The organism is Pandoraea sp. PE-S2T-3 (assembly GCF_002179965.1).
Lineage (GTDB): Bacteria > Pseudomonadota > Gammaproteobacteria > Burkholderiales > Burkholderiaceae > Pandoraea.
In genome coordinates this window covers 80,132-105,895 of record NZ_NGUQ01000037.1, presented here as the reverse complement: position 1 = coordinate 105,895, position 25,764 = coordinate 80,132, and the positions used below count along the sequence as shown (strand labels likewise).

20 protein-coding genes and 1 tRNA gene are annotated in these 25,764 nt (G+C 63.5%); 7 read left to right on the top strand and 14 right to left on the bottom strand.

The window, feature by feature from the left end:
* Positions 1–221: 221 nt before the first annotated feature.
* From CDV46_RS22865 to CDV46_RS22845, 5 genes are all read right to left on the bottom strand, one after another.
* Positions 222–482 carry a hypothetical protein gene (locus tag CDV46_RS22865; RefSeq protein ID WP_058378282.1) on the bottom strand — a complete coding sequence of 87 codons (261 nt, stop codon included), beginning with the start codon at positions 480–482 and terminating at the stop codon, positions 222–224.
* Positions 483–934: 452 nt separating this feature from the next.
* Positions 935–1,021: transfer RNA gene (locus tag CDV46_RS22860), tRNA-Leu, on the bottom strand.
* 577 nt (positions 1,022–1,598) lie between these two features.
* On the bottom strand, positions 1,599–2,240 hold the full coding sequence (locus CDV46_RS22855) for a glutathione S-transferase family protein (RefSeq protein ID WP_087725182.1): 642 nt from the start codon (positions 2,238–2,240) through the stop codon (positions 1,599–1,601).
* A gap of 155 nt (positions 2,241–2,395) precedes the next feature.
* Positions 2,396–3,466 (bottom strand): MFS transporter, encoded by a 1,071-nt coding sequence (locus CDV46_RS22850; protein ID WP_140413465.1) that lies wholly within the window; start codon positions 3,464–3,466, stop codon positions 2,396–2,398.
* 387 nt (positions 3,467–3,853) lie between these two features.
* Positions 3,854–4,507 carry a gamma-glutamylcyclotransferase gene (locus CDV46_RS22845; protein ID WP_087725178.1) on the bottom strand — a complete coding sequence of 218 codons (654 nt, stop codon included), beginning with the start codon at positions 4,505–4,507 and terminating at the stop codon, positions 3,854–3,856.
* A 298-nt stretch (positions 4,508–4,805) separates the two neighbouring features.
* On the opposite strand from CDV46_RS22845, the gene CDV46_RS22840 reads away from it, so the two are divergent.
* Entirely contained in the window at positions 4,806–5,219 is a 414-nt protein-coding gene (locus CDV46_RS22840; RefSeq protein ID WP_087725176.1) for a DUF427 domain-containing protein, read from the top strand.
* 69 nt (positions 5,220–5,288) lie between these two features.
* On the opposite strand, the gene CDV46_RS22835 is transcribed toward CDV46_RS22840, so the two are convergent.
* Complete coding sequence (locus CDV46_RS22835) at positions 5,289–6,464, bottom strand: epoxide hydrolase family protein (RefSeq protein WP_087725174.1); 1,176 nt, start codon at positions 6,462–6,464, stop codon at positions 5,289–5,291.
* 322 nt (positions 6,465–6,786) lie between these two features.
* On the opposite strand from CDV46_RS22835, the gene CDV46_RS22825 reads away from it, so the two are divergent.
* The gene (locus CDV46_RS22825; RefSeq protein WP_087725170.1) at positions 6,787–8,343 is read left to right on the top strand and encodes an MFS transporter; all 1,557 of its coding nucleotides are present in this window, start codon (positions 6,787–6,789) and stop codon (positions 8,341–8,343) included.
* 241 nt (positions 8,344–8,584) lie between these two features.
* On the top strand, positions 8,585–9,499 hold the full coding sequence (locus CDV46_RS22820; protein WP_087725168.1) for a LysR family transcriptional regulator: 915 nt from the start codon (positions 8,585–8,587) through the stop codon (positions 9,497–9,499).
* 86 nt (positions 9,500–9,585) lie between these two features.
* On the opposite strand, the gene CDV46_RS22815 is transcribed toward CDV46_RS22820, so the two are convergent.
* From CDV46_RS22815 to CDV46_RS22790, 6 genes are all read right to left on the bottom strand, one after another.
* Positions 9,586–11,079 (bottom strand): efflux transporter outer membrane subunit, encoded by a 1,494-nt coding sequence (locus CDV46_RS22815; protein ID WP_087725166.1) that lies wholly within the window; start codon positions 11,077–11,079, stop codon positions 9,586–9,588.
* Between the two features lie 26 nt (positions 11,080–11,105).
* Positions 11,106–14,339 carry an efflux RND transporter permease subunit gene (locus tag CDV46_RS22810; RefSeq protein ID WP_087725164.1) on the bottom strand — a complete coding sequence of 1,078 codons (3,234 nt, stop codon included), beginning with the start codon at positions 14,337–14,339 and terminating at the stop codon, positions 11,106–11,108.
* Positions 14,340–14,373: 34 nt separating this feature from the next.
* Positions 14,374–15,546, bottom strand: a complete 1,173-nt coding sequence (locus tag CDV46_RS22805; protein ID WP_087725163.1) for an efflux RND transporter periplasmic adaptor subunit — start codon at positions 15,544–15,546, stop codon at positions 14,374–14,376.
* Between the two features lie 172 nt (positions 15,547–15,718).
* Positions 15,719–16,513, bottom strand: coding sequence for an alpha/beta hydrolase (locus tag CDV46_RS22800; protein WP_087725160.1), 795 nt, complete (start codon positions 16,511–16,513; stop codon positions 15,719–15,721).
* Positions 16,514–16,635: 122 nt separating this feature from the next.
* Positions 16,636–17,727, bottom strand: a complete 1,092-nt coding sequence (locus tag CDV46_RS22795) for a LysR family transcriptional regulator (protein ID WP_087725158.1) — start codon at positions 17,725–17,727, stop codon at positions 16,636–16,638.
* Positions 17,728–17,988: 261 nt separating this feature from the next.
* Positions 17,989–18,495, bottom strand: a complete 507-nt coding sequence (locus tag CDV46_RS22790) for a DUF3331 domain-containing protein (protein ID WP_087725156.1) — start codon at positions 18,493–18,495, stop codon at positions 17,989–17,991.
* 290 nt (positions 18,496–18,785) lie between these two features.
* Here CDV46_RS22790 and CDV46_RS22785 point away from each other — a divergent pair, with 290 nt between their 5' ends.
* On the top strand, positions 18,786–20,660 hold the full coding sequence (locus CDV46_RS22785) for an ATP-binding protein (RefSeq protein WP_087725154.1): 1,875 nt from the start codon (positions 18,786–18,788) through the stop codon (positions 20,658–20,660).
* 109 nt (positions 20,661–20,769) lie between these two features.
* Complete coding sequence (locus tag CDV46_RS22780; protein WP_176399163.1) at positions 20,770–21,153, top strand: response regulator; 384 nt, start codon at positions 20,770–20,772, stop codon at positions 21,151–21,153.
* A 16-nt stretch (positions 21,154–21,169) separates the two neighbouring features.
* Here CDV46_RS22780 and CDV46_RS22775 read toward each other — a convergent pair whose 3' ends face one another.
* Positions 21,170–21,841, bottom strand: coding sequence for a response regulator transcription factor (locus CDV46_RS22775; RefSeq protein WP_087725152.1), 672 nt, complete (start codon positions 21,839–21,841; stop codon positions 21,170–21,172).
* Between the two features lie 455 nt (positions 21,842–22,296).
* Here CDV46_RS22775 and CDV46_RS22770 point away from each other — a divergent pair, with 455 nt between their 5' ends.
* On the top strand, positions 22,297–23,409 hold the full coding sequence (locus tag CDV46_RS22770; RefSeq protein WP_087725150.1) for an alkene reductase: 1,113 nt from the start codon (positions 22,297–22,299) through the stop codon (positions 23,407–23,409).
* 110 nt (positions 23,410–23,519) lie between these two features.
* Positions 23,520–24,488: a presqualene diphosphate synthase HpnD gene (hpnD, locus tag CDV46_RS22765; RefSeq protein ID WP_254916174.1), complete on the top strand. Its 969-nt coding sequence runs from the start codon at positions 23,520–23,522 to the stop codon at positions 24,486–24,488.
* Positions 24,489–24,527: 39 nt separating this feature from the next.
* On the opposite strand, the gene CDV46_RS22760 is transcribed toward hpnD, so the two are convergent.
* On the bottom strand, positions 24,528–25,763 hold the full coding sequence (locus CDV46_RS22760; RefSeq protein ID WP_087725145.1) for a DUF1501 domain-containing protein: 1,236 nt from the start codon (positions 25,761–25,763) through the stop codon (positions 24,528–24,530).
* Between the last annotated feature and the right edge of the window lies 1 nt (position 25,764).

The window sequence follows — 25,764 nt, the reverse complement described above, 5'->3', positions numbered from 1 at the left end:
CCATGGTGCGGGTGATACCGCCACGAATAACCTGGCCCCGGCACCACCCCAACCGGCGCAACGTAGACAACGCCGGCCGGGGCAACTGCCGCTGGTTCAACTGGCGCGACGACACAGCCGGACAGCGACGCTCCCACCAGCAGCGACGCGACCAACGTGTAACACCGTTTTGATTTCATTTTGACCACCCAATCGTTGTTGCCGGCGGATTGCGCCGAAACTTACTGCCAGCCCGGATGGCGTGCCCGGTAGTACTCAAGCGCTGCGACGCGTTCCTGCTCGGCTTGTCGCGCAAGTTGCTCTGCTCGCGCCATGTGGCCGCCGAACTCGCCGCCGTGTTCCATTTGGATGACGTGCATTTCCTCGATCGAGCGTTGAAGATCATGCGTGGCTGCCATCGCCTTGTCGTGAAGTTCATCGGCAAACGCAACATTCACCATCAAAGCCGCGCACAAAAGCATGGGGATAGTTTTGAGTTTCATCGGTATCTCTCTTCCTTGTTGAGTTGAAACGAGTGGGCCTTGCCGTAGTAACGCCCGGTCGCCGACGAATGTTGACGCGACACCTACGTGAATTTGTAAGCCTGTATTACCCGGCATTACGTCTCTGCGGGCGGGCTGTTCTAGTTGGACCGATACGCAGTCGACTCACCGTAGCTGGGCTGGCACGAGCCGTCGATGTCCATCGCCGCAGTCGCTGGCTTCCCCGAAAGTCACGGTCACCAAGAGACGCATCGATTACGACGTGACCATTCCCAAACACGATTGCCTCGGGAGGCCGCCCCGGTATTAGGCGTGAGCAGGTGAGATTTTGGGTGAAGAAGGGAGGCAATCGGAATTCGCACAAAGCCCCTCGCCTGGTCTCACCAGACGATGTTTCGCGCGAATTTCAGGGAAGAAGTGAGACCTACAAAACCGATGCCAAAACGGGGAGTTGGTGCGAGGAAGGGGACTCGAACCCCTACACCCTTTCGGGCGTCAGGACCTAAACCTGGTGCGTCTACCAATTTCGCCATCCTCGCAGCCCGTGGGTGTCGGTCACCTCGGTAAGGTGTCGACATCCCGGCATCGGGTCGACGGCATGCGGTCCAGTCGGACATGAAAAGGGGGACTGGTCGCCCCGCTGCATGCGTCAAAGCAGGCGAGCATTCTACACGAACTGAAAATCGTCGGCAATCATCAGCAAAGCAAGTCGATTTCCACGCTCAATCAACATTCAATCAACGTCCAAGCAACGTCGAATCAAGGCCCCCTCAACCTCCCCTACTACAAAAGAAAAATCCCGCCGCACTACCGCCAGTGCGAACGGGATCTTTCACCACAACTGCGAGAAGTGTGCCGCGCCTTGGGGATCACGCAGCAAACCACATGAGCATCGCTACCGGCGGTGATAACACACGCGATGGCTCGTTCGCGTCGCAAAGGGGGACAACTTCGCGACGCACTTCATACAACGCCTGCCGGGCGGGCAACAGGGGGAGACAGGGATACCCGACAAACGTCGATGAATTTCGTACTTCCCGCCCGGGGTCACAACACCATCGCGCGAACCCCGGGCACTACCAACAACTGCCTAACCTCAACTCAGGCTCACTTCCCTCAAGCCGCCAGCTTCGCCTTATGCACAGCGACGATTTCGGCTTCGTCCTTCAAGGCCTTCTGCACCGACGGACGCGCCTCAACACGCGCGATGAACGCCGCAAAATTCTTCAGATGATCAATGTTCACGCCCGAACGCTCGTTCCACAACGTGGCCCAAACGTAAGCATCGAGCACCGTGAACGTATCGCCCGTCAGATACTCGCGGCCATCGGCCAGCATGTCTTCCAGCGTGCCGTATGCCGTCAGCAGCTTGTTCGTATGGAATTCAATACCTTCCGGCGTCATCAGCTTGCGCATCAACGGAATGTGCTTCTGGGCAATTTCGGTAGCGACAAACGTCAGCAACGAGTCCATGCGCACGCGGGCCCACGTCCCACGCGCCGGAATCAGATTGAACTCAGGATGCTTGTCCGCCAGATACGACGTCACGATGACGGTTTCCGTCAGCACGCCCTGTTCAGCGTCGTCCATTACCAACGCAGGCACATACAGCAACGGATTGACGTCGGCAAACGAACTGCCGTCCGACGACGACTTGCCGAACACGTCGAAGTGGACGAGTTCAGGCGTCAGGCCGATTTCGTTGGCGATCGTTTGCGCGGCGAGCGAGCAGGTGGCTTGGGCGATGTAGAGCTTCATGTCGATGACTCACTAAGTAAGAAATTGAACCGGTAACGCTTGCCGGGCTCTCCCGGCGTTGGCAGTGCTTCCGGATTAACAAGGCGCTTCACACGTCGCGCCAGTGAGATGAAGTATGGGCAGATTGCATCGGGCGATAAACAACACGCAAAGCGTCACTCTGTGCGCGATCGGGAGACAATCACCGGCACTCGCGCCTCAAAGGCAATTTGCAGACTGATCACCACGAACGCCGCCAAACTCAGCAGCGAACCGCACAGCACAAACGCCTCGGGGCCATAAGCGCGCCCCAACCCATTGGCCAACGCCACACCCACCAGCGCCCCGCCCGCAGCGACCGTAATGTGCAATGCGGCGGCCGAATCCCGGCGCCGCTGCGCCAACCGTCCCAACAGCAGCCGCGTGAGCAACATGCCAGTGGTGTGCACCGCGCCCCAGACAAATACGACGGCAAATGACGACATACCTGAGTTCCTCGCAAACAGATTGAGCAGCAGAAACGACGCAGCAAGCGCCATGGGATGCAAACACGTCACCGTGCGCGGCAGGTGTGTCATCCACCGGCCGAGCGCGAACGCACCGAACACGCCGCCGATACCAAACACCACCATCAGGAAACCGACCGCAGCGGCATCCAGATCGCCACCGGACGCGAGGTAGACGTGCGCGTGAGAGAAAACCGAGAACATGGCCGCGTACTGCAACGCAATGGCGAGTACCGGGCCAAGCAGCGGGAATGGAACGTGCCTCGAGCCGGGTACGTCATCGGTCTCACGCACCTCGCCGGAAACGCCGCGCGACGTGGAAGCCGCTCCATCGCGCACCAACAACCAACCGCCGGCGACGGCCGTCAGCAATGCCGCAACACGAAACAGCGCCGGGGATGCGAACATCGACGCCAGCCAACTCACCATCGGCATGCCCAGCCAAAGCCCCAGCAGCGAAGTGCGCGCGGGAAATACCCCGTGCCAAGTCGACGGATGACGCTGCTCTCGCGGGGCGCCATTCGACAAAGCGCCCGCCAGCAACACGGGATGCAACATGGCAAACGTCGGGCCCGCATAGCCGCCGGGCACCTCTGCGGGTGAGCGCCCCGCGATCACGCAACTCGCCGTCGCCAACAGGAACAATGTCGCGCTCAACATGCCGTGCCGAACCCGCACCGGCGACATCATCGCTAACAAGGGTGCGAGCAACGCCGCCGATATCAACATGGGCTGTTCCACGGCATCCTCCGCGCGATCAGAGGAAGTCAATACGCGACGCCGAGCGGCGCGCGCTATACCGTTCACACCACACCCGCCCTCGCACGACGCTGCGATAACCCCACTGCGCGATCTGAACCACCGAGGCAATAAAAAAACCGCCCCCGACATGAACCGCGTGCAATACCTCGCTCATCGCACGGGCCAACAACCTTGTCGGAGGCGGCGGGGTTAATCTTTCCTGACAATTCACGGCAGGCTCCTTCGCGTGAGATCCGTTACGTCGAATCTAGCGGCCACGCGAAGCGGAATAAAGGCACCTACGGCGAATAGTCATTTCACAATCAACGAACGGCGTGCATCGAACTCGGCAGCCGTGCCGACCACATGTCCGCCTCCATGCCGCGCTCACGCGTAACGCGCGATCACCTGCGACAACGCGTCGATATACGGGTCCGACATGCCGCAATCCGTCAGCGCGCCGAGCAGCTTGTACACATACTCGGCGTTAGTACCGATCACGCCTTCCGCTCTCGCAACCAGCGGCGCGATAACGTCGGCGCGCACTTCTCCGCGATACTGCGCATGCCCCGGATTGGCGACGAATACCAACGCCTGCACCACCGCCCCGCTACGTAGCGTCACCGGCAGCCAACGCGGCGTGTACGCCCCCGTGACCATCTCGCGAATCCACAGAATGCGCAGCTCTTCCGTGAGCTTCGCCTGCGGTATGCGCAACGCCACGCCTTCGGTGTGGCCGCCCGGTTCGAGCGCAAGCATGCGCCCGGGCTGCGTCGGTGACGCCCGTCCCGCAATCAGGTGAATGCAGAAACTGCGGTGCCAGCCGTCCAGCGTGGCCGCCGCGCGCTCGTCGAACTCGGAAATCGGGTTCCACATCAACGAGCCGTACGCGAACACCCACACATCGCCGTCATCGGGGCGAGCCGCCAATGCCTCGGCCAGCGACTGATCGATTTGTGCCTGCGTCCAGAGAAGGTCTTTCGGCAGCGAATCGAAACTCTCCAGATACGCGCCGGAACAGATGGATTGCCGGTTCAACATGCTTTGGGTCTCGAGTCCTGCGCCAGATCGCGCAGCACAGGGATGAATGGAAAAAATGGAGCGGCGCGGATCGCCACCGCCCCGCTCAAGTCAGTCGAAAAAAGTATGCGTCGCGCCCGCCCCGCGATAAACCCTGCAACGGGATACGCACCGTCATTGCGGGCGCGACAATCAGAACTAATTACTGCGTTTTGGTTCGACTGCCGCGCGCCTCGGTTGATGCGCGCGAAGATCGTGCGGATACTGGTGCGGCAACGTCTCTTTGTCAGAATTTTTCGCGATTTGTCAGGAGCCCCGAATGACCACTAGCCCCAACCCGTCAGCCCCCGCCCGCAAGCAACTGGTGCCCTCGCCCGATCATCCGATTACCGTCACCCCCGCCACCACGCGCGTGGTCGTGCGCGCCAACGGACGCCCCATTGCCGACACGCGCGAAGCCCTCACGCTTCGCGAAGCCTCGTACCCCGCAGTGCAATACATCCCGCGCAAAGACGTCGACATGTCGCGCCTCACCCGCACCGATCACCAGACGTATTGCCCCTACAAGGGCGACGCGTCGTACTACTCCATCGCCGATTTGGGTGAAGCCGGAGAGAACGTGATCTGGACCTACGAAACCCCGTTCGATGCTGTCAAGCCCATCGCCGGTTACGTCGCGTTCTACCCCAACCGCGTCGACAGCATCGACACCAGCGAACCACTCGGCGACTGATTGACCGGCCGCCCACGCAAACCGCAGGCGGGGCGGGGCACAATCCCCCCGCCCCGCCCCGCCTCGCAGCTATCGCTTCGATGCAAACGCGGCACGCACTTCCGACACGAAGATCGCCGGTTGCTCGAACGCGGCGAAGTGGCCACCACGCTCGGTGCGATTCCAGTAGTACATCTGGCTGAACGTGCGCTCGGCCCAAGCGCGCGGCGGCGTGTAGATCTCACCCGGGAACACGCTCACCGCCACCGGAATCTCAAGCGGCACAGCGGCAAACGTAAGCCCCGGATGCTCGGCGTACATGCGCGCCGACGACGCGCCGCTGTTGGTCAGCCAGTACATCATGATGTTGTCGAGCATCTGGTCGTAGGTGAACACGCTTTCAGGCTCGCCACCGCTGTCGCTCCACGCGCCGAGCTTCTCGTAAATCCACGCCGCCAGCCCCGCAGGCGAATCGGCCAGCGAATAGCCGATGGTCTGCGGCCGCGTGGTTTGCAGGTGGTGATAGAACGAGCCGTCTTCGGCGAAACGCATGCACTGTGCAATCGCCGCCTGCTCTTCAATCGTCGGGTTTTCGGGGAACGGCGTCGGCGCCACAAACGGCAGATTGACGTGCACCGCGCGCAGGCCGTCCAGCTTCAGACGTGCCATTTCGGTGGTCACTACACTGCCCCAGTCGCCGCCTTGCGCCACGTACTCGTGGTAGCCCAGACGCTTCATCAGCACGTCCCACGCCCGACCGATGCGCGTGCGGTCCCAGCCCTTCGCCGTGGGCTTGTCGCTGAAGCCATACCCCGGAATCGACGGCAGCACCACGTGGAAGGCATCTTCCGCACGGCCGCCATGCGCCGTCGGATTCACCAGCGGATCGATCACATCAAGAAACTCAACGATCGAGCCAGGCCAACCGTGCGTCATCACCACCGGCAACGCGTTCTCGTGCAGCGAGCGAATATGCAGGAAATGGATGCCCAGTCCGTCGATCTCGGTCTTGAACTGCGGATACGCGTTGATGCGCGATTCGAGACGGCGCCAGTCATACGTGGTGCGCCAGTACTCGATCAGGGCGGCGACCTGCCTCAGTTGCGCGCCTTGCGATGCGTCGCCGACGGTCTCGCGCTCCGGCAGGCGCGTCGCATCCAGCCGGCGTTTTAGGTCATCAAGTTCAACTTGGGGAATGTCGATTCGGAACGGCACGATGGCCGTGTTGTCGGTCGAGAGATTCGAGGGGTTCGAGAAATTCGTCATGGGGATATCACTTGTGCACGTCGGCAGCACCAGAAGAGCCCCCATCGTATCGACGCCCCTCATCCGCAAAAAGACCCGTACGAGCGATGCTCTGTCGCCTGCGCTGCGACAGCACGCCCACGCGGCGACAATGCGGCGCCGCACCTACCTTCATGACGGCTTCGCGACGATTGTCGCCGTCGCAGCGACGCTCTGACCACGCGTCGACGGTTTATCCCGATGGCGTTCATCACCAGAATTCAGGCAGTCCGGCGTCCACGTGTGCGAGTGGCGATCGGTTACCTCCGTTCGAAACGCCGCTAGTCTCTTTGGATAAATCGTCATGAATACTGCAACGCCAACCGGCAACGGTGGCAGCAAGGGAATGGTGCTTCTGGCCGTTTGCCTCGCCGCACTGGTGCTTCCGCTCTCGTTCTCCGGGGGCGCCGTCGCCACCCCCGCCATTGGCCGTGACCTCGGCGGCAGCCCCGTCATGCTGACGTGGGTCACCAACGCCTTCATGCTCAGCTTCGGCAGCCTGCTCATGGCCGCCGGCGCGCTGTCTGACCAGTTCGGCCGCAAGCGCCTTTTCGTCTACGGTCTCGGTGGCTTCATCATCACGTCGCTCGCGATGAGCTTTGCACCGTCCACGCTGATACTCGACATCCTGCGCGGTGCACAAGGTGTCGCCGCTGCCGCGTCGCTCGCCAGCGGCGCCGCTTCGCTCGCGCAAGAATTCGACGGCCATGCCCGCACCCGCGCGTTCAGCATGCTCGGCACCAGCTTCGGTATCGGCCTCGCGTTCGGCCCGCTGATGGCCGGTGTTCTGATCGAGCACTTTGGCTGGCGCGCCATCTTCCTCGTGATCGCCGCCATCGGCACCGCCGCGTTCGTCTTCGGCGTGCCCCGCATGCGCGAAACGCGCGACCCGGGGGCGACCGGTCTCGACTACCCCGGCACGATCACTTTCACCGCCACGCTCGCCCTGTTCACGTTCGGCGTGATTCAGGCACCGGAAAGCGGCTGGAGCAGCCCGCTCGTGGTCTCGCTGCTGGTCGCCTCAGCCATTTCGCTCGCGGCCTTCATCACAGTGGAAACGCGCGCCAAGCGCCCGATGCTCGACCTGTCGCTGTTCCGCTACCCGCGCTTCGTCGGTGTGCAGATCCTGCCGGTAGGCACCTGCTACTGCTACATCGTGCTGATCGTGATGCTGCCGCTGCGCTTTATCGGCGCAGAAGGCTTGAGCGAAATCGATGCAGGCATGCTGATGATTGCGTTGTCGGCCCCGATGCTTGTCGTGCCGATGCTGGTCGCCTCGTTCACGCGTTGGTTCTCCGCCGGTGTGCTCTCGGGCATCGGCTTCCTGATTGCTGCCGCCGGTCTGTACTGGCTCAGCACGGTCAGCTTCAGCGGTCCGAAGCTCGATCTGGTGCTGCCGATGATCGTCATCGGTATCGGTGCCGGTATGCCGTGGGGCCTGATGGATGGGCTGTCGGTCAGCGTGGTGCCGAAAGAGCGCGCCGGCATGGCGTCGGGCATCTTCAGCACGACGCGTGTGGCCGGTGAAGGCATTGCCCTCGCCATCGCCACGGCCATTCTCGCCGCGCTGGCCCACAGCACGCTGGTGAGCACCGTCACCGGCAACGCGGCCGATCTCGCGCCCCGCATTGCCGAAGCCTCGCAACGCATCACCGCGGGCGACATGACGAACGCCTCGGCTGTCCTGCCGGAAGTCACCCGTCAGGCGCTGGCCGCGAGCTATGCCGGCGCGTTCACGAACCTGCTGTACGTGCTCATCGTCATCACGTTGTTCTCGGCACTGGCCACGTTCGCCTTCCTGAGCCGCACCCCGGCGCAGGATGACGAAGCCGATGCCGAACTGGCCCCGCGCGCTTCATAGCCATGTAGGCGAGATCAGCAAACCCTTCGACGAGACATCCGACGATGCCTCGTCAGCAAACCATGCCCCCGGCTCACCCCGGGGGCACTGTCGTTCTCGGTCTCGTAAGACAAGACGACTCCCCCAGAGGACTGGCGCAAGTGCACGGCCGACGGTCTGCGTGTGCGGGCCCGCAAAAACGGCTTTGCGCCGCCTCTGATACAGTCTGCAACACCAACCCTCTCAGGTATGGAGTGATGGCATGAGCGAACGCGCCGACGCACAAATCAACGATATCGCGGCATTCATTGCGGTGGCCCAGAGCGGCAGCTTTACCCGCGCCGCCGAAGACATCGGCAGCAGCAAATCCAACGTCGGCAAAGCCGTGCAGCGCCTCGAAGCGCGCCTCGGCACGCGGCTGTTTCAACGCACGACACGCGCGGTGCGCCTGACCGAAGACGGCGAGACTTATCTGGTCGCTGCCAAAGACGCCATCAATGGGCTGCGCGACGCGGAACAGCAGTTGGCATCGCGCCGGGCCGAGCCGTCCGGGCGCGTCAAGATCGACCTGCCCGCTGGCTTCGGCCGCCTGCTGCTGCCCAGCTTCATTCACCTGCGCGACAAATACCCGAAGCTCACGCTTGAAGTGGCGCTGACCGATCGCATGTCCGACCCGGTCGGCGAAGGCTGGGACGTCGTAGTGCGCATCGGCGCGCTGCCCGAAGACAGCGAGATGACCGTGCGCAAGCTCTGCGATCTGCGCCTCGGACTGTATGCGTCGCCCGACTACCTCACCCGGCGCGGACAAGTGCGTAGCGCATCGGAACTGGGCTCGCACGACGCCGTCGTGTTTCGCGGCCCCACGGGCCGCCTGCGCGCGTGGTCGCTGCGTGATGGCGATGCCACCCACGAGTTCGCCCCCCAGCCGATACTCGTGCTTGCCGACGGGCAGGCGCTGGTCGAAGCCGCCGTCGCGGGATTCGGCATCGCACAAATTCTCGACCGCGTTGCCCAGCCTTATGTCGATGACGGACGGCTCGTGCATCTGCTGCCCGCCTGCGATGCCGACGGTCCGCCGGTGCACGCCATCATCTCGCTGGGGCAAAAGATGGCCGCCAAAACGCGCGCCGTCGTGAACCATCTGGCCGAAACACTGCAACAACCGTCAGGCAAGTAAGTCGCGCTTCTCTTCCACTCCAACGAAAAAACGCCGCGTCCAACCTGCGATGCGGCGTTTTTCTTTCTACTCTCGACTACCGGGTGCTACTTCTGCGCCAACGGTACGGCCGTCGGTAAGGGCACCCCGTCCCAGCCCCCGCCCAGCGCGCGGATCAAATTGACCGATGCCGCCGCCTGCACGCCCTGCAACTGCACCGCATTGCGGCGCGTTTGCAGTACGGTGCGCTCGGCGTCGATGACATCGAGGTAACTGACCGCCCCTTCGTCGTACTGGGTACGCGAGAGCTTGGCGGCCCGCTGCGACGCCACGACGGCCTGCCCCTGCACCTTCGTCTGCGTGTCGAGAATGCGCAGATCGGACAGGCTGTCTTCCACTTCACGGAACGCGGTGAGCACCTGCTGGCGATACTTCGCCACATCCTCTTCGAACACCGCATGCGCGTTATCGAGATTCGCCGAACGGCGGCCACCGTCGAAGATCGGGATATTCAGCGCGGTGCCCGCCAACGGCCCGAGCAGGAACGCCTTGCTGCTCCACTTGAACAGATCGCCGAGCGTGGCCGACTCGAAACCACCCGTGCCCGTGATCGTCAGCGACGGGAAGAACGCCGAGCGCGCCACACCGATACGCGCATTGGCTGCCGCCATGGCACGTTCCGCCGCGGCGATATCCGGCCGGCGCTCCAGCAAGGACGACGGCAAGCCGGCCGGCACGCGAATCTGCACGGCCGTCAACGGGTTGGGCGCCATCGAGAACTCTGCCGGCGCTTTGCCCAGCAATACCGCCAGACGATGCTCCGACGCCGCGCGAAGCCGCTGCACGGTCATCGAATCGGACTGGGCTGTCGCCAACTCCGTCTTGGCACGCGAGAGATCCAGTTCAGTAATATCGCCCTCGTCGAAGCGGCGCTGCACCAGCTTGAGCGCCTGCTCACGCAGCGTGACGGCACCGGCATACACCTCGGCCTCGGCATCGAGTTCGCGCAGCGCAAAATAGTTCTGCGCAACATCGGCCTGCAAGGTGAGCTGCACCGAACGGAACAGCGCCTCGCTTTGCTGCACTTCCGCCTTGCTCGCATCCGTGGTAGCCGCCACGCGGCCGAACAGATCGACCTCGTATGACAAGCCGGCCTGCGCACGCCAGAACGTCTGTTGCGGCACCGTCGAGCCATCGGGCTGGAACATCGACGCCGCAGAGACCTGCTGGCGCGTCGGACCGAACCCGGCGTCGAGCGTCGGGAAGAAGCCCGCCCGCGCCGCCTGATTCATGGCGCGCGCTTCCTTCACGCGCGCCGCCGCAGCGGCCAGATTCTGGTTGGCATCGAGCGCCTGCGCTTCCAGTGCGTTGAGCGTCTCGTCACCGAACACGGTCCACCACTCGCCGCGCGCCACGGCCTCCGACGGCTGGGCCACTTTCCACGTGCCGGCCTGTTCCGGCGTGAGCTTCGCGTCTTCCTTGAACGCAGTCGTCATCGGCGTGGACGGCACCTCGTACTTCGGTGCCAGCGAACAGCCCGCGAGGAACAGCAGCGCGCTGAGCAGCGCCGATCCTGTAAATGCGGATTTCATTTGCGTCATTCCTTTCATATGGGTCTGCTCCGGGCTCAGTCGTGCAACGCCGGCTGGGTGACACGGCCGTCGGGACGAACGTCAGCTTCGTGCTCATCCGGACCATGAATGTTCGGGTGGTTGCCATGCTTGTCGCGCAGTTGCTTGCCGCCCGCCAGCTTGCGCAGCAGCACGTAGAACACCGGCGTCAGCAACAGGCCGAACAACGTCACACCCAGCATGCCGAAGAACACCGCAATGCCCATCGCACGGCGCATTTCCGAACCGGCGCCCGTCGAGATCACCAACGGCACCACCCCCATGATGAAAGCGATCGACGTCATCAGAATCGGGCGCAGACGCAGGCGGCAAGCCTCAATGGCGGCCTGCACGATCGTGCGGCCCTGCATCTCAAGCTCGCGGGCGAATTCCACGATCAGAATCGCGTTCTTCGCCGACAACCCCACCAGCACCATCAAACCGATCTGCGTGAAGATGTTGTTATCTCCGCGCGTCAGCCACACCCCGAACAGCGCCGACAGAATGCTCATCGGTACGATCAGCAGAATGGCCAGCGGCAGCGTCAGGCTTTCGTACATCGCTGCCAGCACCAGGAACACAAGCAGCACGCTGATCGGGAACACCCAGAACGCCGTATCACCGGTGATGATTTGCTGATACGTCAGGTCGGTCCATTCGAACTTGATACCGCGCGGCAGGGTTTCGGCTGCAATCCGCTCCACCGCCGCCATGGCCTGCCCCGACGAATACCCGGGTGCCGGACCGCCGTTGATGTCGGCCGCCAAGAAGCCGTTGTAGCGAATCACGGTTTCCGGACCATACGTCGGCGTGACTTTCACGAGCGACGACAGCGGCACCATTTCGCCCTTGGCGTTGCGCGTCTTGAGCGCAAGAATGCTCTCGGCGGTGGCGCGGTACGGCGCGTCTGCCTGCGCCCGCACCTGATACACGCGGCCGAACTTGTTGAAGTCGTTCACGTACAGCGAGCCGAGATAGATCTGCATGGTGTCGAACACGTCGGTCACCGACACGCCGAGTTGCTTGGCCTTCTCACGGTCGAGTTCGACGTTCAACTGCGGCACATTGATCTGGTAGCTCGAGAACGACGGGCCGAGTTCGGGTGCCTTGGCCGCCGCCGCGAGGAAGTCCTGCGTGGCCTTGTTCAACGCTTCATAGCCCAGCGCCCCCCGGTCTTCCAGTTGCAGCTTGAAGCCGCCAATGGTGCCCAGCCCCTGCACCGGCGGCGGCGGGAAGGTGGCGATCATCGCGCCCTTGATGCCCGAATACTCCTTGTTCAGGTTCGCGACGATGTCGTTGGCCGACTCGCCCTTGCCCCGTTCTTTCGACGGGCTCATCACCGGGAACACCAGACCGCTGCTCGACGAGTTCATCAACCCCGTGACGTTCAGGCCCGGGAATTCCGGCGAGTGCACCACGCCCGGTTGCTTGCGGGCAATCTCGCCCACTTCGGCCACCACCTTGGCGGTACGGTCGAGCGACGCCCCCGGCGGCAGTTGCAGAATGCTGACCAGATAGTCCTTGTCCTGACCCGGCACGAAACCGCCCGGCACAATCTTGCCCAGCAACAGCGTGGCACCGATCAGCACCACGTACACGGCCATCATCGCGGCCTTGCGGTTGATGATGCCGCGCACCCCGTGGCCATACTTCTCCGAGCCACGGTTGAACACCTTGTTGAAGCCATTGAAGAACGGTCCCAACACGCGATCCATCACGCGGGTGAGCCGGTCCTTCGGTGCGTGGTGATCCTTGAGCAGGATGGCCGACAGCGCCGGCGAGAGCGTGAGCGAGTTGAAGGCCGAGATCACCGTCGAGATGGCGATGGTCATGGCGAACTGCTTGTAGAACTGACCCGTCAGGCCCGACATGAACGCGAGCGGCACGAACACAGCGACCAGCGTGAGGGCAATCGCGATAATCGGCCCGCTTACTTCCCGCATCGCGGCGTATGAGGCCTCCAATGGACTGAGCCCCGCCGCAATATTGCGCTCGACGTTCTCGACCACCACGATGGCATCGTCCACCACGATACCGATGGCCAGCACCATCCCGAACAGCGACAACGCATTGATCGAGAAGCCGAACGCCAGCATCAGCGAGAACGTGCCGACGATCGAGACCGGCACCGCCAGCAACGGAATCAACGAAGCCCGCCACGACTGGAGGAACACGATCACGACGATCACCACGAGCAGAATGGCCTCGAAGAGCGTGTGAACCACCGCGTCGATACTCTCGCGCACGAACTGCGTCGGGTCGTAGACGATCTCCGCCTTGACGTCCTCCGGCATGTCTTTTTGCAACTCGGCGACGATACGGCGCACGTCGGTCGAGATTTGCAGCGAGTTGGCATTGGGCTGCTGGAAGATGATGAGCTGCACGCCGGGCTTGCCGTCCAGACTTGCCCGCAAGGCGTATTCGGCCGCGCCCAGTTCAACGCGCGCGACATCGGCGAGACGCACGATCGCGCCGTCGGACGATGTCTTGAGAATGATGTTGCGGAACTCTTCCTCGGTCTTGAGGCGCCCTTGCGCGTTCACACTCAACTGCATGGGGACGTCGGTCAGCATCGGGGCACCGCCCACGATACCGGCGGCTACTTGCACGTTCTGCTCGCGAATGGCCTTCACGACATCGGTGGCCGTCAGGTTCTGACGTGCCACCTTGGTCGGGTCAAGCCAGACCCGCATGGAGTAATCGCCCGCGCCCCACATCGCGACTTCACCCACACCGGGCACCTGCGCCAGCCGGTCCTTGATGTTGATGAGCGCGTAGTTGCGCAGGTACGTGAGGTCGTAACGGCCGTTTGGCGACACCACGTTCACGCCCATGGTGAGCGTGGGCGACGACTTCACGGTCGTCACGCCCAGACGCTGCACGTCGTCGGGCAGTCGCGGCATGGCTTGCGACACGCGGTTCTGTACGAGCTGCTGTGCCTTGTCCGGGTCGGTGCCGAGCTTGAAGGTCACGGTCGTCGTCATGTTGCCGTCGCTGTTGGCTTGCGACTGCATGTACAACATGTTTTCGACGCCGTTGATCTGCTCTTCGATGGGCGAGGCCACCGTCTCGGCAATCACCTTCGGGTTCGCGCCCGGATACTTGGCGCGCACCACCACGGAGGGCGGCACGACTTCCGGGTACTCGGCCATCGGCAGTTGCAGCAGGGCAATGAAGCCTGCCAGCACTGTGACCACCGAGAGCACGCCCGCGAAGATAGGCCGGTCGATGAAGAATTTAGAGATATTCATGTGAGCGACTCCGATCGCTTGGGATGGCGTCGATTCACGCAGCCGACTTGGCCGCGTCGATCATGTTCACGGCTTTCACCTTGACCGGATCGTTGGGACGCACGCGTTGCAACCCGTTCACGACGATGCGCTCGCCCGGCTTGAGCCCGGCAGTGACTACACGCAGGCCGTCGCTCAGGCCGCCGAGTTGCACTTCGCGGTACTGGACGTGGCTCTTGTCGTCGACCACCAGCACGAACTTCTTGGCCTGATCGGTACCCACGGCGGCGTCGTCGATCAGCACCGCCGGGTGCGCATCGCCACCACCGACTTTCACGCGGGCATAAAGGCCCGGCACGAGGGCGCCGTCGGCGTTCTCGATGCTGGCGCGCACGCGGATCGTGCCCGAGGAGGTGTCGAGGCGGTTGTCGACCGAGGTCACGACGCCCTTGCGGGAGTAGCCGTTCTCGTTGGCCAGACCGAGCGCGACCGGCACCTTGGTGTTGCGGTCGCGACCCAGATATTGCAGATAGGTCTGCTCGTCGACTTCGAACGAAGCGTAGATCGGCGAGACCGAGACGAGCGTGGTCAGCAAGGGCGCGTTCGGCCCCACTGTCACCACGTTGCCCACGGTCAGCTCGGCGCGCGAGACACGCCCGGCAACGGGGGCCGCGACCTTCGTGTAACCGAGGTTGACCTGCGCGGTTTCGAGCGCCGCCTTGGCCGCCTTCACCCCGGCGACAGCCTCCTTCGCCGCGTTCTGCTTCTCTTCATAGTCGCGCTTGGCGATCGCGTTATCGGCGATCAGGCGGTCGGCGCGGGCCGCGTCGGTGGTGGCGTAGCTTGCTCGCGCCTCGGCCGCAGCGACTTGCGCTGTGGCGCGGTCGACTTCGGCAGCGTATGGCCGCGGGTCGATGATAAAGAGCACGTCGCCCTTCTTGACCAGCGCGCCGTCCTTGAACTGCACGGCCACGATGGTGCCGGAGACTTGCGGACGCACGTCGACGCGATCGACGGCTTCGAGGCGCCCCGAATAGCTCTGCCACTCGGTGATGGTGCGTGAGATGACAGCGGCAACGTCGACCTCGGCGGCCGGCGGCGGCGCATCGGCGGCATGTGCGAGCCCGACCGGGGACGCTTCATGTCGCGCGATGCCTGCCACGGCGATCACACTGGCGAGCGCGAGCGCGCTCAACGAGCTGTAGAACAGCTTGCGATTGCGAATCATAGGTAGTACTCCTTAATACAATAAGGTGTTCTCGAATAACGCGAGGGAATTCATTCCGTACCTCATCTCCTATTCGTGTTGAACGAAGTATGGATTTCGGACATCCGGAGATAAAGGCACCAATCGTGGTTGCTTTGTATCTGTACGAGCGACAGTTGTTGAGGCCTTCGGGCTATCGAGCCACACGGCCCAAGTGCTGGCGCAGAAACGCCATGGCAGCATCGACGGCCGGCGTGTGCCCGGCGATCTCTTGCGCGCCGACGTCGGCAAATCGGGTCGCCACCACCGGCACCCCGGCGGGAATCAGTTCGCGGGCGTAAGCCTCGCCATCGGCACGAAACACATCGCGCCCGGCACTCGCGACCAGCGTCGGCGGCAGGTGCGCCAGCCGTTTCGATTCGAGGGGCGCCGCGTACGGATGCGTACGGTCGCTCACGGCAGGCAGATAGGCCCGGTAGTGCTCGGCACAGGCGCGTGCGCGATGGTCGTCCGCCGACGCGGGCACGACATTCGCCACACGCGTCATGCTCGGATCGAGCAGCGGCGCCATCAACACCTGCGCCCGCAAGGGCGTTACCGCGCGGTCTCGCGCCATCGCCGCCAGACTCGCCGCAATATTGCCGCCGGCTTCTATCCCCACGGCAGCGATACGTTGCCCGTCGGCGCGATAGGACGCGGCATGCGCCACCGCCCACTTCAGCGCCAGATAGGCGTCTTCGGCAGCCGCCGGGAACGGAAAGTCCGGCGCCAGCGAGTAACCCACGCTGACGACCCAGGCCGGCAGTGTCTGGGCCAACTGGATCGCCAACTGCCGGTTGTCGTTCAGGCAACCGCCGACGAAATTGCCCCCGTGAAAGCACAGCACGATCGGCAGCGTCTTCGCGGCAGCGGGCAGATACGAGCGCAAGGTAATGCGCTGCGAGTATCCGTTCACGCTCACGTCGGTAATGTCCAGCACTTGTTCCATCGTTCGTCGGTGCAGCGGTTCAGTGGGTCGGAGGTTTGGCAGCAGGTGCCGGCTGTCAGGCGAATAACGTGTCACACCCGACGGCCACCATTGTCCGTAGAACGATGCGCGCGATAAACCGGCTACTCCCGATAGGACAATTCAGAATTTCCGAATCGTCCGCCGTGGTGTGTGTCACTCGCGAGATGGCCGACCTCATCGTTTTGCGCGTCGTCATCGCGTCCGAGGTCCGCCAGTGCGCCGCCCTCTGCGTCCGGCCGGGCGGCACCGTGGCGCTTGCCCCGGGCTTGCATCAACGCCGCCGGACGCACGTTGTCGATGTTCAGCAGGTCGCATTTACCGGCGAGTTCGGCCGACCAGTCCACAAACGCCCGCACCTTGGGCGAGAGATGCCGGTTCTGCGGATACACCACCGAAATCGGATACGGGGCCGGACGGAACGGCGCGAGCACTTCGATCAACTCCCCTGCCTCGATATGCGGATGCGCGAGAAAGTGCGGCACTTGTATCAGGCCTAGTCCACGCAGCCCGCATTGCAGATAAGCGTCGCCATCGTTGGCCGCCAGATGCGACGGCATGCGCACTTCGATGGCCTCGTCGTCCACCAGAAAGTCCATCAGGACGATGCGGCCATTCGAGAAATAGTTGACGGCGACGTGGCGCTCAAGATCGTCGACCGAGAGCGGCGCACCGTACTTGCGCAGATAGGCCGGGCTGGCAACGGTCACGAACGCCGTCGCGCCGATACGCCGGGCCACCAGTGTGGAGTCTTGCAGCGGGCCGATGCGGATGGCGCAATCGACGCTGTCCTGCACCAGATCGACCGGCCGATCGCCCACGCCGAGCATCAGTTCGATGTCGGGAAAGCGGAAATGAAAGTCATGCAGCTCAGGCACCAGCATCAGCCGGCCGAGCGAGCCCGGCACATCGACCTTGAGCTTGCCGCGCGGAATGCTGATCGTGGAGAACGAGCTTTCGGTCTCTTCGATTTCGGCCAGCACGCGCACGCAGCGCTCGTAATACGACGCGCCGTCGGGCGTCACGCTGATGCGCCGCGTGGTGCGGTTGAGCAGGCGCACCTTGAGATAGGCTTCGAGCTGCTGGATCAACGTGGTCACCGACGAGCGGTTCATGGACAGCGTATCTGCCGCGCCGGCAAAGCTCTTGGTATCGACAACCTTGGTAAAGACCAGCATCGCTTGTAGTTTGTCCATGACACTCACTCGCAAAATTGCGGGGCGGCACCCACGTTCTCCGACTCCGGCAACGGCTTGTTGCTATTCACGCGGCAATCGAACCCGGCGCAAGTATGACTATCCCGGCAAGCCGAATAAACCCGCGTTCGGGATACGCTTTGACGCCCCGCACGCGACAATGAAATCTCCTTGAGGGGGTGATGGGTCCCATCCACCCCCTCGGAACGCACCCGGTGCTGCCACGCCGGTACGGGACGTGGCACCGGCAACCAAGGCGCGTCAGGCCGGCAAAGTTTCATCATTGGCCCCTTCGACCTGATTCGCGACATCGGTCGCGACATCGGTCATATCAAGCGCGTCGGTGCCCCGGCTCCGGAGAACACCGTCGAGCACTTCCGCCAGAATCATCGCGTGCACGTTGAGTGGCGGCACCTTGCGCGTCAGGCGTGGCATGTAGACCAGCGTGCCTTTGCGAATGCGCGCCCCCGACATCGGGCACCGGCCGTGACGTGGTGCAGGTGTCGCGCCCCACAGTTGCTCTTCGTAGTTGCAGAGCGTGGCGTCATGCCACGAGAGCGTGACGAACGAATTGGGTAGCCGTTCGATCACGCGAATGGAGATCGCGCTGCGGCTCGCCGGGGAGGCGGCAGTGCGCGGAGGTTTGCGGGAGCGGGAGATTGGTACTGCGGGGTGATTCGACGCCCCGGGTGGCAGGGAGAACCGTTCAATCGCGGCCAATGTGCTCAGCCACGGATCCGTCGTGAATTCAGTTAGCGCGCCAAGCATTTTTTGCCCCCGAGAGGTGGTGCCGCGATGACTGAAGCGTAGGTGCGCGAAACCCGGGAAGCTACTCTACGGTGAGATATCGGAATGCCGCATTGGCATCGCCGGGGTATATGGCGGTATAGGTGCGGCCACGGGCGGACTGGTCACCGCGCGAGGCCGGGCCGCCGGCGCTGCGGGTAAGCATTTAACCGAATCCAACGCGCGGCCATACAGAGGTATAACTGCCAAAGCACGCCGGGAACGCGAGTTCGCCGGCGCCGCCACCGTCAACCGGTATCGAGAGGCATCGCATGATCGACATCGCGGCTTTGCAACGGCGTAACCGGCTCGGCTACCTCATTCCGTTATGGATCGCGGGATGCGCGGCACTTTGCGGTATCGCGTGGCTTTGTCTGACGCTGCAACTGCGGCTCGCGACGACCGGATTCTCGATGCTGCTCGTGGTGGTGCTGCTCTCTTATTTCGACAGTTTCGTGTCATCTGTCATCTTCTCGGTGACGTCGGCGCTGCTGCTCAACATCTTTTTCACGCCGCCCGTCTTCAGCCTGCGCATCGACAAGGCCGTCGACTACATTCCACTGGCCGCCTTCCTGCTGTGCTCGCTGCTGGTCACCTCGCTCGTGCGCCGTATCCGCGACGCCGAGCGCACCCAGCGTGAACATGCGCGCCTGCTCGACCTCACGCACGACACGATCTTCGTGCGCGACGCGAACGACATCGTCACGTACTGGAATCACGCGGCAGAGATGCTCTATGGCTGGCGGCGGCACGAGGCCATCGGCCGGCGCTCACATGATTTGCTGCAAACGGAGTTCCCCGCGCCGCTGGCCGCCATCGAGGCGGCCTACCTGCGCGACGGCGAGTGGGAAGGAGAACTGGTGCACACCAAGCGCGACGGCTCACGCGTGACCGTCGCCAGCCGCTGGGCGATGCAGCGCGACGCCAACGGAGAACCGCTCGGCACGCTGGAGACCAATAACAACGTCACCCGCCGCAAGCAGGCCGAAGCGCGCTTGCATCAGATTCAGGCGCAGTATCTGGAGGAAGCCCAACGCCTTTCAAAAACCGGCAGCTTTGGCTGGCATCTCGATACGGGCGCACTCTTCTGGTCGCCGCAGGCGTACGAGATTTTCGAAGCCAGCCCCGACGTTGCCCCTAGCCTCGCCTTTGTACGCGAGCGCATCCACCCCGACGATCTGCCGATGTTCGAAGCGATGCTCGCCGACGTCACGGCGCAGGGCAGCCGCTTCGATCTCGAGCATCGTATCGTCCTGCCCGGTGGCCGTATCAGATACCTGCATGTGGTTGCACGCGAAGCCACCGCACAGACCATCACACAGGCCGACGGCCGCCAGTTCATCGGCGCTGTCATGGATGTCACCGACGCGCGTCAGACGGCCGCCCGGCTGCGGCAAGCGCAGACCGAGCTTGCACGGGCGAGCCGCATTACGGCGCTGGGCGAGTTGAGCGCGTCGATTGCGCACGAAGTCGGTCAGCCGCTCGCGGCCATCACCACCAACGGCGAAGCATGCCTGCGCTGGCTGCACCGGACACCGCCGAACTACGGCGAAGTGGAAGGCTGCGTGGTGCAGATGACCGAAGAAGGCAACCGGGCGGCCGAGATCGTGCAGCGCGTGCGCCGGCTGATGAAAGGGGCCGCACCGGAAGTGCAGGCGGTAGACGTCAACCGGCTCATTCATGAATCGGTGGCCATGATCCGCAACGATATCGACGCGAACGGCGTGCAACCCGAGTTATGCCTCTCGGCGACAATGCCGCGCGTGAGCGGCGACCCGATCCAGCTTCAGCAGGTACTCATCAACCTGATGCTCAACGCCGTGCAAGCCATGGCCACGCAGGAGGGACCGCGTTACCTCCGGCTCGCGTCGGTTTGCCTGCCTGACGGCCGGGTGCGGGTGTCGGTCAGTGACAGCGGCCCGGGAATCGCTGCCGTGGATATCCCATTGATCTTTGACGCGTTCTTCACGACCAAGGCAACCGGCATGGGGATGGGGCTCGCCATCTGCCAATCGATTGTCGAAGCGCACGGGGGCACGATCGAAGCCATCAACAATGCGACGGCGCGCGACGCCGGCATGAACATAAAGGACGGCGCGACCGGCGCCACGTTCGCCTTCAGGCTCGCCGCGCTGCCGACGGCGTGAGCCCGCCTATATACATAGGTATCATCGCGCCCACCCTGCGCTTGCACTACGCTAGCGATAAACAGCCGTGCGATGAAGCACCACGGCACGACGCAATTCAGGGGGACCCATGTTGCCAAAGACACCTGTCGTGGCCATCGTCGACGACGACCGCGCCGTGCGCTACGCACTCGCCAGTCTGGTTCGTTCGCTGGGCCTCGAAGCGCATATCTTCGCCTCGGCGGAAGCATTTCTTTCGTCCGGCGAAGCGAGCACGACCTCTTGCCTCGTGTCGGACGTGCGCATGCCGGGGATGTCGGGCGTCGAAATGCACGAGCAACTCCTGGCGGATGGCCTTCGGCCCGCGACGATCTTCATTAGCGCCTACGCCACACCCGCCGTCGTGTCCAAGGCGTCGGCCAACGGCGCGCTCGTGCTATTGCCCAAGCCATTTCAGGTGGCCGATATGAAGCACTGGCTGTCGATCGCGATCGGCTCGCCGCTGCCGGAATAACTCCCGGCGGCAGACCTTACGGCGAGGTGGCATGGGGCCGTACACCCAGCGCGTCGGCCTTGCGCACGAGATCCGGGATCGAGCGCGCCAGCATCTTGCGCATGACCTGTCCGCGATGCACCTTCACCGTGATCTCGCTCAGACCCATGCGCGCCGCAATCTGCTTGTTGAGCAGCCCGCTCAACACATACCCCATGACTTCCTTTTCGCGCGCGGACAACGAGCCGTACAGCAGGCGCAGTTCGGCCTGCGAGGATTCGACGGCCAGACGCGCGCGGTCGCGGGCAAGCGCCTGCGAAATGGCGTCGAGCATGTCCTGATCGCGAAACGGCTTGGTAAAGAAATCGGCAGCGCCGCCCTTCATCGCCTTGACGGACATCTCGATGTCGCCGTGCCCGGTAATGAATACGACCGGTAGCTGGATGCCGCTGTGCACGATGTCCTGATGGAACGCAAGACCGTTGGTGCCTCGCAGCCGAACGTCGAGGACGAGACAACTCGGCACGAGCGGACGGGCATACTCGAGGAAGTCCTGCGCCGACGCGAACGTCTCGACCTTCAGATCGACCGAGCGCATGAGCGTCGCCAAGGCGCGACGCACACCGGCATCGTCGTCGACGACGTACACCACGCCATCGTCACCGCCACGCAAGCCGACGTCCGTAGCAACGCGCGATTCCGACTCCATAACCGCCTCCCTCCATCCGCTGACATCGACCGGTCCGGAAATGACAATTACGCCATCTCCACGCCATCACTCCGCCCGGCTTCCGGCATCGCCTTCAACGCACGATGTTTCGCCCCGCAACCGGGGGTACGTCGTCATTCTCGACAATGTTCTCTCACCGGATATAGAACAAAATTACACCGCTTTGAACAATAGAACGGTTCCCTGACAGCGTTGTGCCTGCGCATCGCACTGCGGGTTCGCGGGCGGGAAATCCGGAACGAGATTCGTTATTGCGCAGTGTGCAGCGAGGCAAGCGGCGGCCCTGCGCACGCACCACTGTTGAGAGAAAACGACTAGTCAATTCGGCGCGGGATTCTATCGGCAAGGCAAGCGATTGCGTAGGCTGAAGGCGAATTCAGTGAAGTCGACGCTACGCCCAGTTTTTATAAAGCCATTTGCTTACGAGACCTCCCATGTCATTGAAAAACCTGCTCTCGCCGTTGCGTATCGGCGGCGTGCAATTGCATAACCGTGTCGTCATGGCGCCGCTCACGCGCAACCGTGCCGCGCAACCCGGGGACGTCCCCACCGAACTCAACGTCGCCTACTATCAGCAGCGCGCCGATGCGGGCCTGATCGTGACCGAAGGCACGCAGATTTCGCGGCAGGGTCAGGGGTATTTCGGCACGCCCGGTCTCTATACCGATGAGCAGGAAGCCGGCTGGGAAAAAGTCGTCGACGCCGTGCACGCCAAAGACGGGCGCATGTCGCTGCAACTCTGGCACGTGGGACGTGTGTCGCACAGCCTGTTGCAAGCGGACCGCGAGCGGCCGGTCGCCCCCTCGGCCATTCGTGCAGAGGACACCACGGTCTTCGTGCGTCATGACGACGGTTCGTTCGGCATGATCGCCGCCGACACGCCCCGTGCGCTCGAAGCCCATGAGTTGCCCGGCATCATCGAGCAATACGTCGCGGCTGCCGAGCGCGCCAAGCGCGTGGGCTTCGACATGGTCGAAGTGCATGCGGCGAACGGCTACCTGCTGCATCAATTCCTTTCCGCGCACACGAACCTGCGCACCGACAATTACGGCGGCAGCGTGCAGAACCGCGCGCGTCTCGTCATTGAAATCGTGGAGGCCGTGCAAGGCGTCTTCGGGCGCGACAGGGTCGGCATTCGGGTGTCGCCCAACTTCACGGCGTTCGGCATGTCGGATCACGATGCCGAAGACACGGTCGTGTATCTCGCGGGGGAAATGAATCGGCTCGGTGCAGGCTACATTCATGTGGCGGAACCCGACTGGGTCGGTGGCAAGCCACTGTCCGACGCGTTCCGCTTTGCCTTGCGCGCGACGTACAGCGGGCAAATCATCGCCGCCGGCAATTACACGGCGCAAGCGGCGGAGGCGCGCATTCGGGAAGGCATCGTGGACGCGGTCGCCTTCGGCCGTGCCTTTATCGCCAACCCGGATCTGGTCACGCGGTTGCGCCGCGACGCGCCACTCAACGAGCCCGATCCGGCGACGTTCTTCGGCGGCGATGCCAAGGGATACACCGACTACCCCGAACTGGAAGCAGAAGCGGCGTGAGGCGGTGCGTCATTGCGTCTGGAATGCGCGCGTGATGTGATGGGGTATCGAGGGCGTACTGTCATGAAGTGCTCATGCGTGGGCATGTGACAGGCCGCCTCGGGACAGCAATGCTAGAATTCGCCCCAATTCATGGCATTGCCCCGGCTGCGCGTCTGCGCGCCGACGTTCGGGCCAATGACCCGACCGATACCCCGAAGCGCATGCAACCCCACGAGACAGCCGACGACGATGTCGGCACCCCCGCCGGCCCCACACAGGCCAACGAGTATTGCCGTCAGAAAGCGGGGCCGCAAGGCTCGGCGCTCTACTACGCCCTGCTGCAACTGCCGCCGTCCAAACGCGATGCCGCCTATGCCGTGCACGCGTTCTGTCAGGAAATCACCGACATTCACAGCGCCGTGCACGACCCCGGCGTCGCGCACGCGAAGCTCGACTGGTGGCGGCAGGAACTCACGAATCTCTTTGCAGGCAAACCGGTGCATCCGGTCACGCGGGCGCTCGCGCCGGTGATCAAGGACACGGGGCTGTCGCGCACCGCGTTCGATGCGGTACTGCATGGCGCAGAGATGGATCTGTCGCAGATGCGCTATCTGGATTTCGCCGGCCTGAATCACTACTGCGACGCCGCCGGCGGCGCCCCCGCCGAACTCGCTTCGCATGTGTATGGCTTCGACGACGCGCAGACGCCCGCACACGCGCGTGCGCTTGGACATGCCATCGCGCTGGCACGGCGCGTCACCGAGGCGGGCGTCGATGCCCGCGCCGGTTATGTCTATTTCCCGATCGATGAATTGCAGCGCTTTGGCGTGACCGCCGCGGATATTCAGAACGGCAAGTATTCGCCGGAATTTCTCGCCCTGATGAAGTTTCAGGATGCGCGGGCGCGCAAAGCCATTCGCGAGGCCATGGCCGCCATCCCCAAGCGCGACCGCCGCAAGCAAAAGCCGCTGCTCGCCCTCGCCGCCCTGCAACTCGCCCTGCTCGATGAAGTCGCCGCGAGCGACTATCAGGTGCTGCACCAACGTATCGATCTCACGCCGCTGCGCAAGTTCTGGCGCGCCTGGCGAGCACGATAAACGGCTGGCGGCACGTTGCCGCCAGCCAGCAACACCGTGCTATGCCCGCAAAATATCCAGCGGAGGGAACGGGCCGCCCAGCACCGATTGCGGGTTGAGCCCCCACCACCGCTGCAACACCGTCGCGTAGACATCGCGGAAGTCGACCGCAAACGGCAGGTTGCCGTTACCGTCGAGCCGGTCCAGTCGCGGCACGTCGCCATACATCCCGCCACGCACTCGCCCACCCGCCACAAGGTGCGGCGCCACCGTGCCGTGATCGGTACCGCTGCTCTGATTCTCGCGCGGGCGCCGGCCAAACTCGGCATACGTCACGATCATCGTCGACTGCCAGCGATTCAACTCGGTCAACCCGGCGCGCAATGCCATCATCCCGTCCGCCAACTGCCGCAGCAGGTTCGCCTGCTGCCCCGGCTGGTTCTGGTGCGTATCGAATCCGTTCAGCGTCAGGCGAAGCACGGCCACGCCGCGCCCGGGTTGTGGCACCCCCGTCGGTGAATCGGCCGCAGCCACCACCTGCAAGGCGGTCTTCACCACGTTGCCGAATGCGCCTTGCGGCATCGGCGTCTTGAGCACGTATTGCCCCTGACGCGGGCGCAAGCCGTCGGCGGCCTTCACGATATCGTTCTCAACGCGCAGCACGTGTGCCAGCGCCGGGTTGCTTACCTGCGCCGCATTGGCAGACGCGAGACTGGCGTCGCGCAGAAATTGCGCCGGGTTAGTCAGCGTAACCGCGCGTGCACCACCCGCCAGCGGCCCTAGCTCCGCACTGCCGACAATCACGCCATCGGCGTCGAAACCGGTCGGCACCGCGTGTTCGGCAAACGCCCGCGAGAGCCAGCCGTCGCGCAGATACTCGTCCGAGCGCGACGCAGTGTTCCAGATTTCGATCGAACGGAAGTGCGACAGATTCGGCTGCGGATACCCCACGCCCTGCACGATCGCCAATTCCTTGGCCTGCCACATCGGCATGAGCGCCCGCAGCGACGGATGCAGCCCGCTACGGTCGTCGAGCTGCACGACCTGATCACGCTTGATGCCGATGGTCGGGCGCAGCGTCGCGTAGGCAGAATCGGCGTAAGGGATCACGGTATTCAAACCGTCATTGCCGCCCTTCAGCTCGATCAGAATCAGCAGATTGCCGTAGTTGCCCGCCCCGGCAAGCGCCCCCGGGAACGCACCGCCGAGCGATTGCGTGGCGGCCAGCAACGGTGCCGGGGTCAGCCATGCGGCCCCGAGGCCACCGGCGAAGGTCAGAAAATCGCGTCGATGCATG

Excerpts from the sequence above, each read along its gene's own strand:
- CDV46_RS22835 (WP_087725174.1), bottom strand. The coding sequence starts at position 6,464 with ATGACGAATTTCTCGAACCCCTCGAATCTCTCGACCGACAACACGGCC.
- CDV46_RS22800 (WP_087725160.1), bottom strand. The coding sequence starts at position 16,513 with ATGGAACAAGTGCTGGACATTACCGACGTGAGCGTGAACGGATACTCG.
- CDV46_RS22810 (WP_087725164.1), bottom strand. The coding sequence starts at position 14,339 with ATGAATATCTCTAAATTCTTCATCGACCGGCCTATCTTCGCGGGCGTG.
- hpnD (WP_254916174.1), top strand. The coding sequence starts at position 23,520 with ATGCTAGAATTCGCCCCAATTCATGGCATTGCCCCGGCTGCGCGTCTG.
- CDV46_RS22805 (WP_087725163.1), bottom strand. The coding sequence starts at position 15,546 with ATGATTCGCAATCGCAAGCTGTTCTACAGCTCGTTGAGCGCGCTCGCG.
- CDV46_RS22845 (WP_087725178.1), bottom strand. The coding sequence starts at position 4,507 with ATGTTGAACCGGCAATCCATCTGTTCCGGCGCGTATCTGGAGAGTTTC.
- CDV46_RS22865 (WP_058378282.1), bottom strand. The coding sequence starts at position 482 with ATGAAACTCAAAACTATCCCCATGCTTTTGTGCGCGGCTTTGATGGTG.
- CDV46_RS22785 (WP_087725154.1), top strand. The coding sequence starts at position 18,786 with ATGATCGACATCGCGGCTTTGCAACGGCGTAACCGGCTCGGCTACCTC.
- CDV46_RS22770 (WP_087725150.1), top strand. The coding sequence starts at position 22,297 with ATGTCATTGAAAAACCTGCTCTCGCCGTTGCGTATCGGCGGCGTGCAA.
- CDV46_RS22790 (WP_087725156.1), bottom strand. The coding sequence starts at position 18,495 with ATGCTTGGCGCGCTAACTGAATTCACGACGGATCCGTGGCTGAGCACA.
- CDV46_RS22855 (WP_087725182.1), bottom strand. The coding sequence starts at position 2,240 with ATGAAGCTCTACATCGCCCAAGCCACCTGCTCGCTCGCCGCGCAAACG.
- CDV46_RS22840 (WP_087725176.1), top strand. The coding sequence starts at position 4,806 with ATGACCACTAGCCCCAACCCGTCAGCCCCCGCCCGCAAGCAACTGGTG.
- CDV46_RS22825 (WP_087725170.1), top strand. The coding sequence starts at position 6,787 with ATGAATACTGCAACGCCAACCGGCAACGGTGGCAGCAAGGGAATGGTG.
- CDV46_RS22775 (WP_087725152.1), bottom strand. The coding sequence starts at position 21,841 with ATGGAGTCGGAATCGCGCGTTGCTACGGACGTCGGCTTGCGTGGCGGT.
- CDV46_RS22815 (WP_087725166.1), bottom strand. The coding sequence starts at position 11,079 with ATGACGCAAATGAAATCCGCATTTACAGGATCGGCGCTGCTCAGCGCG.
- CDV46_RS22760 (WP_087725145.1), bottom strand. The coding sequence starts at position 25,763 with ATGCATCGACGCGATTTTCTGACCTTCGCCGGTGGCCTCGGGGCCGCA.
- CDV46_RS22795 (WP_087725158.1), bottom strand. The coding sequence starts at position 17,727 with ATGGACAAACTACAAGCGATGCTGGTCTTTACCAAGGTTGTCGATACC.
- CDV46_RS22820 (WP_087725168.1), top strand. The coding sequence starts at position 8,585 with ATGAGCGAACGCGCCGACGCACAAATCAACGATATCGCGGCATTCATT.
- CDV46_RS22780 (WP_176399163.1), top strand. The coding sequence starts at position 20,770 with ATGTTGCCAAAGACACCTGTCGTGGCCATCGTCGACGACGACCGCGCC.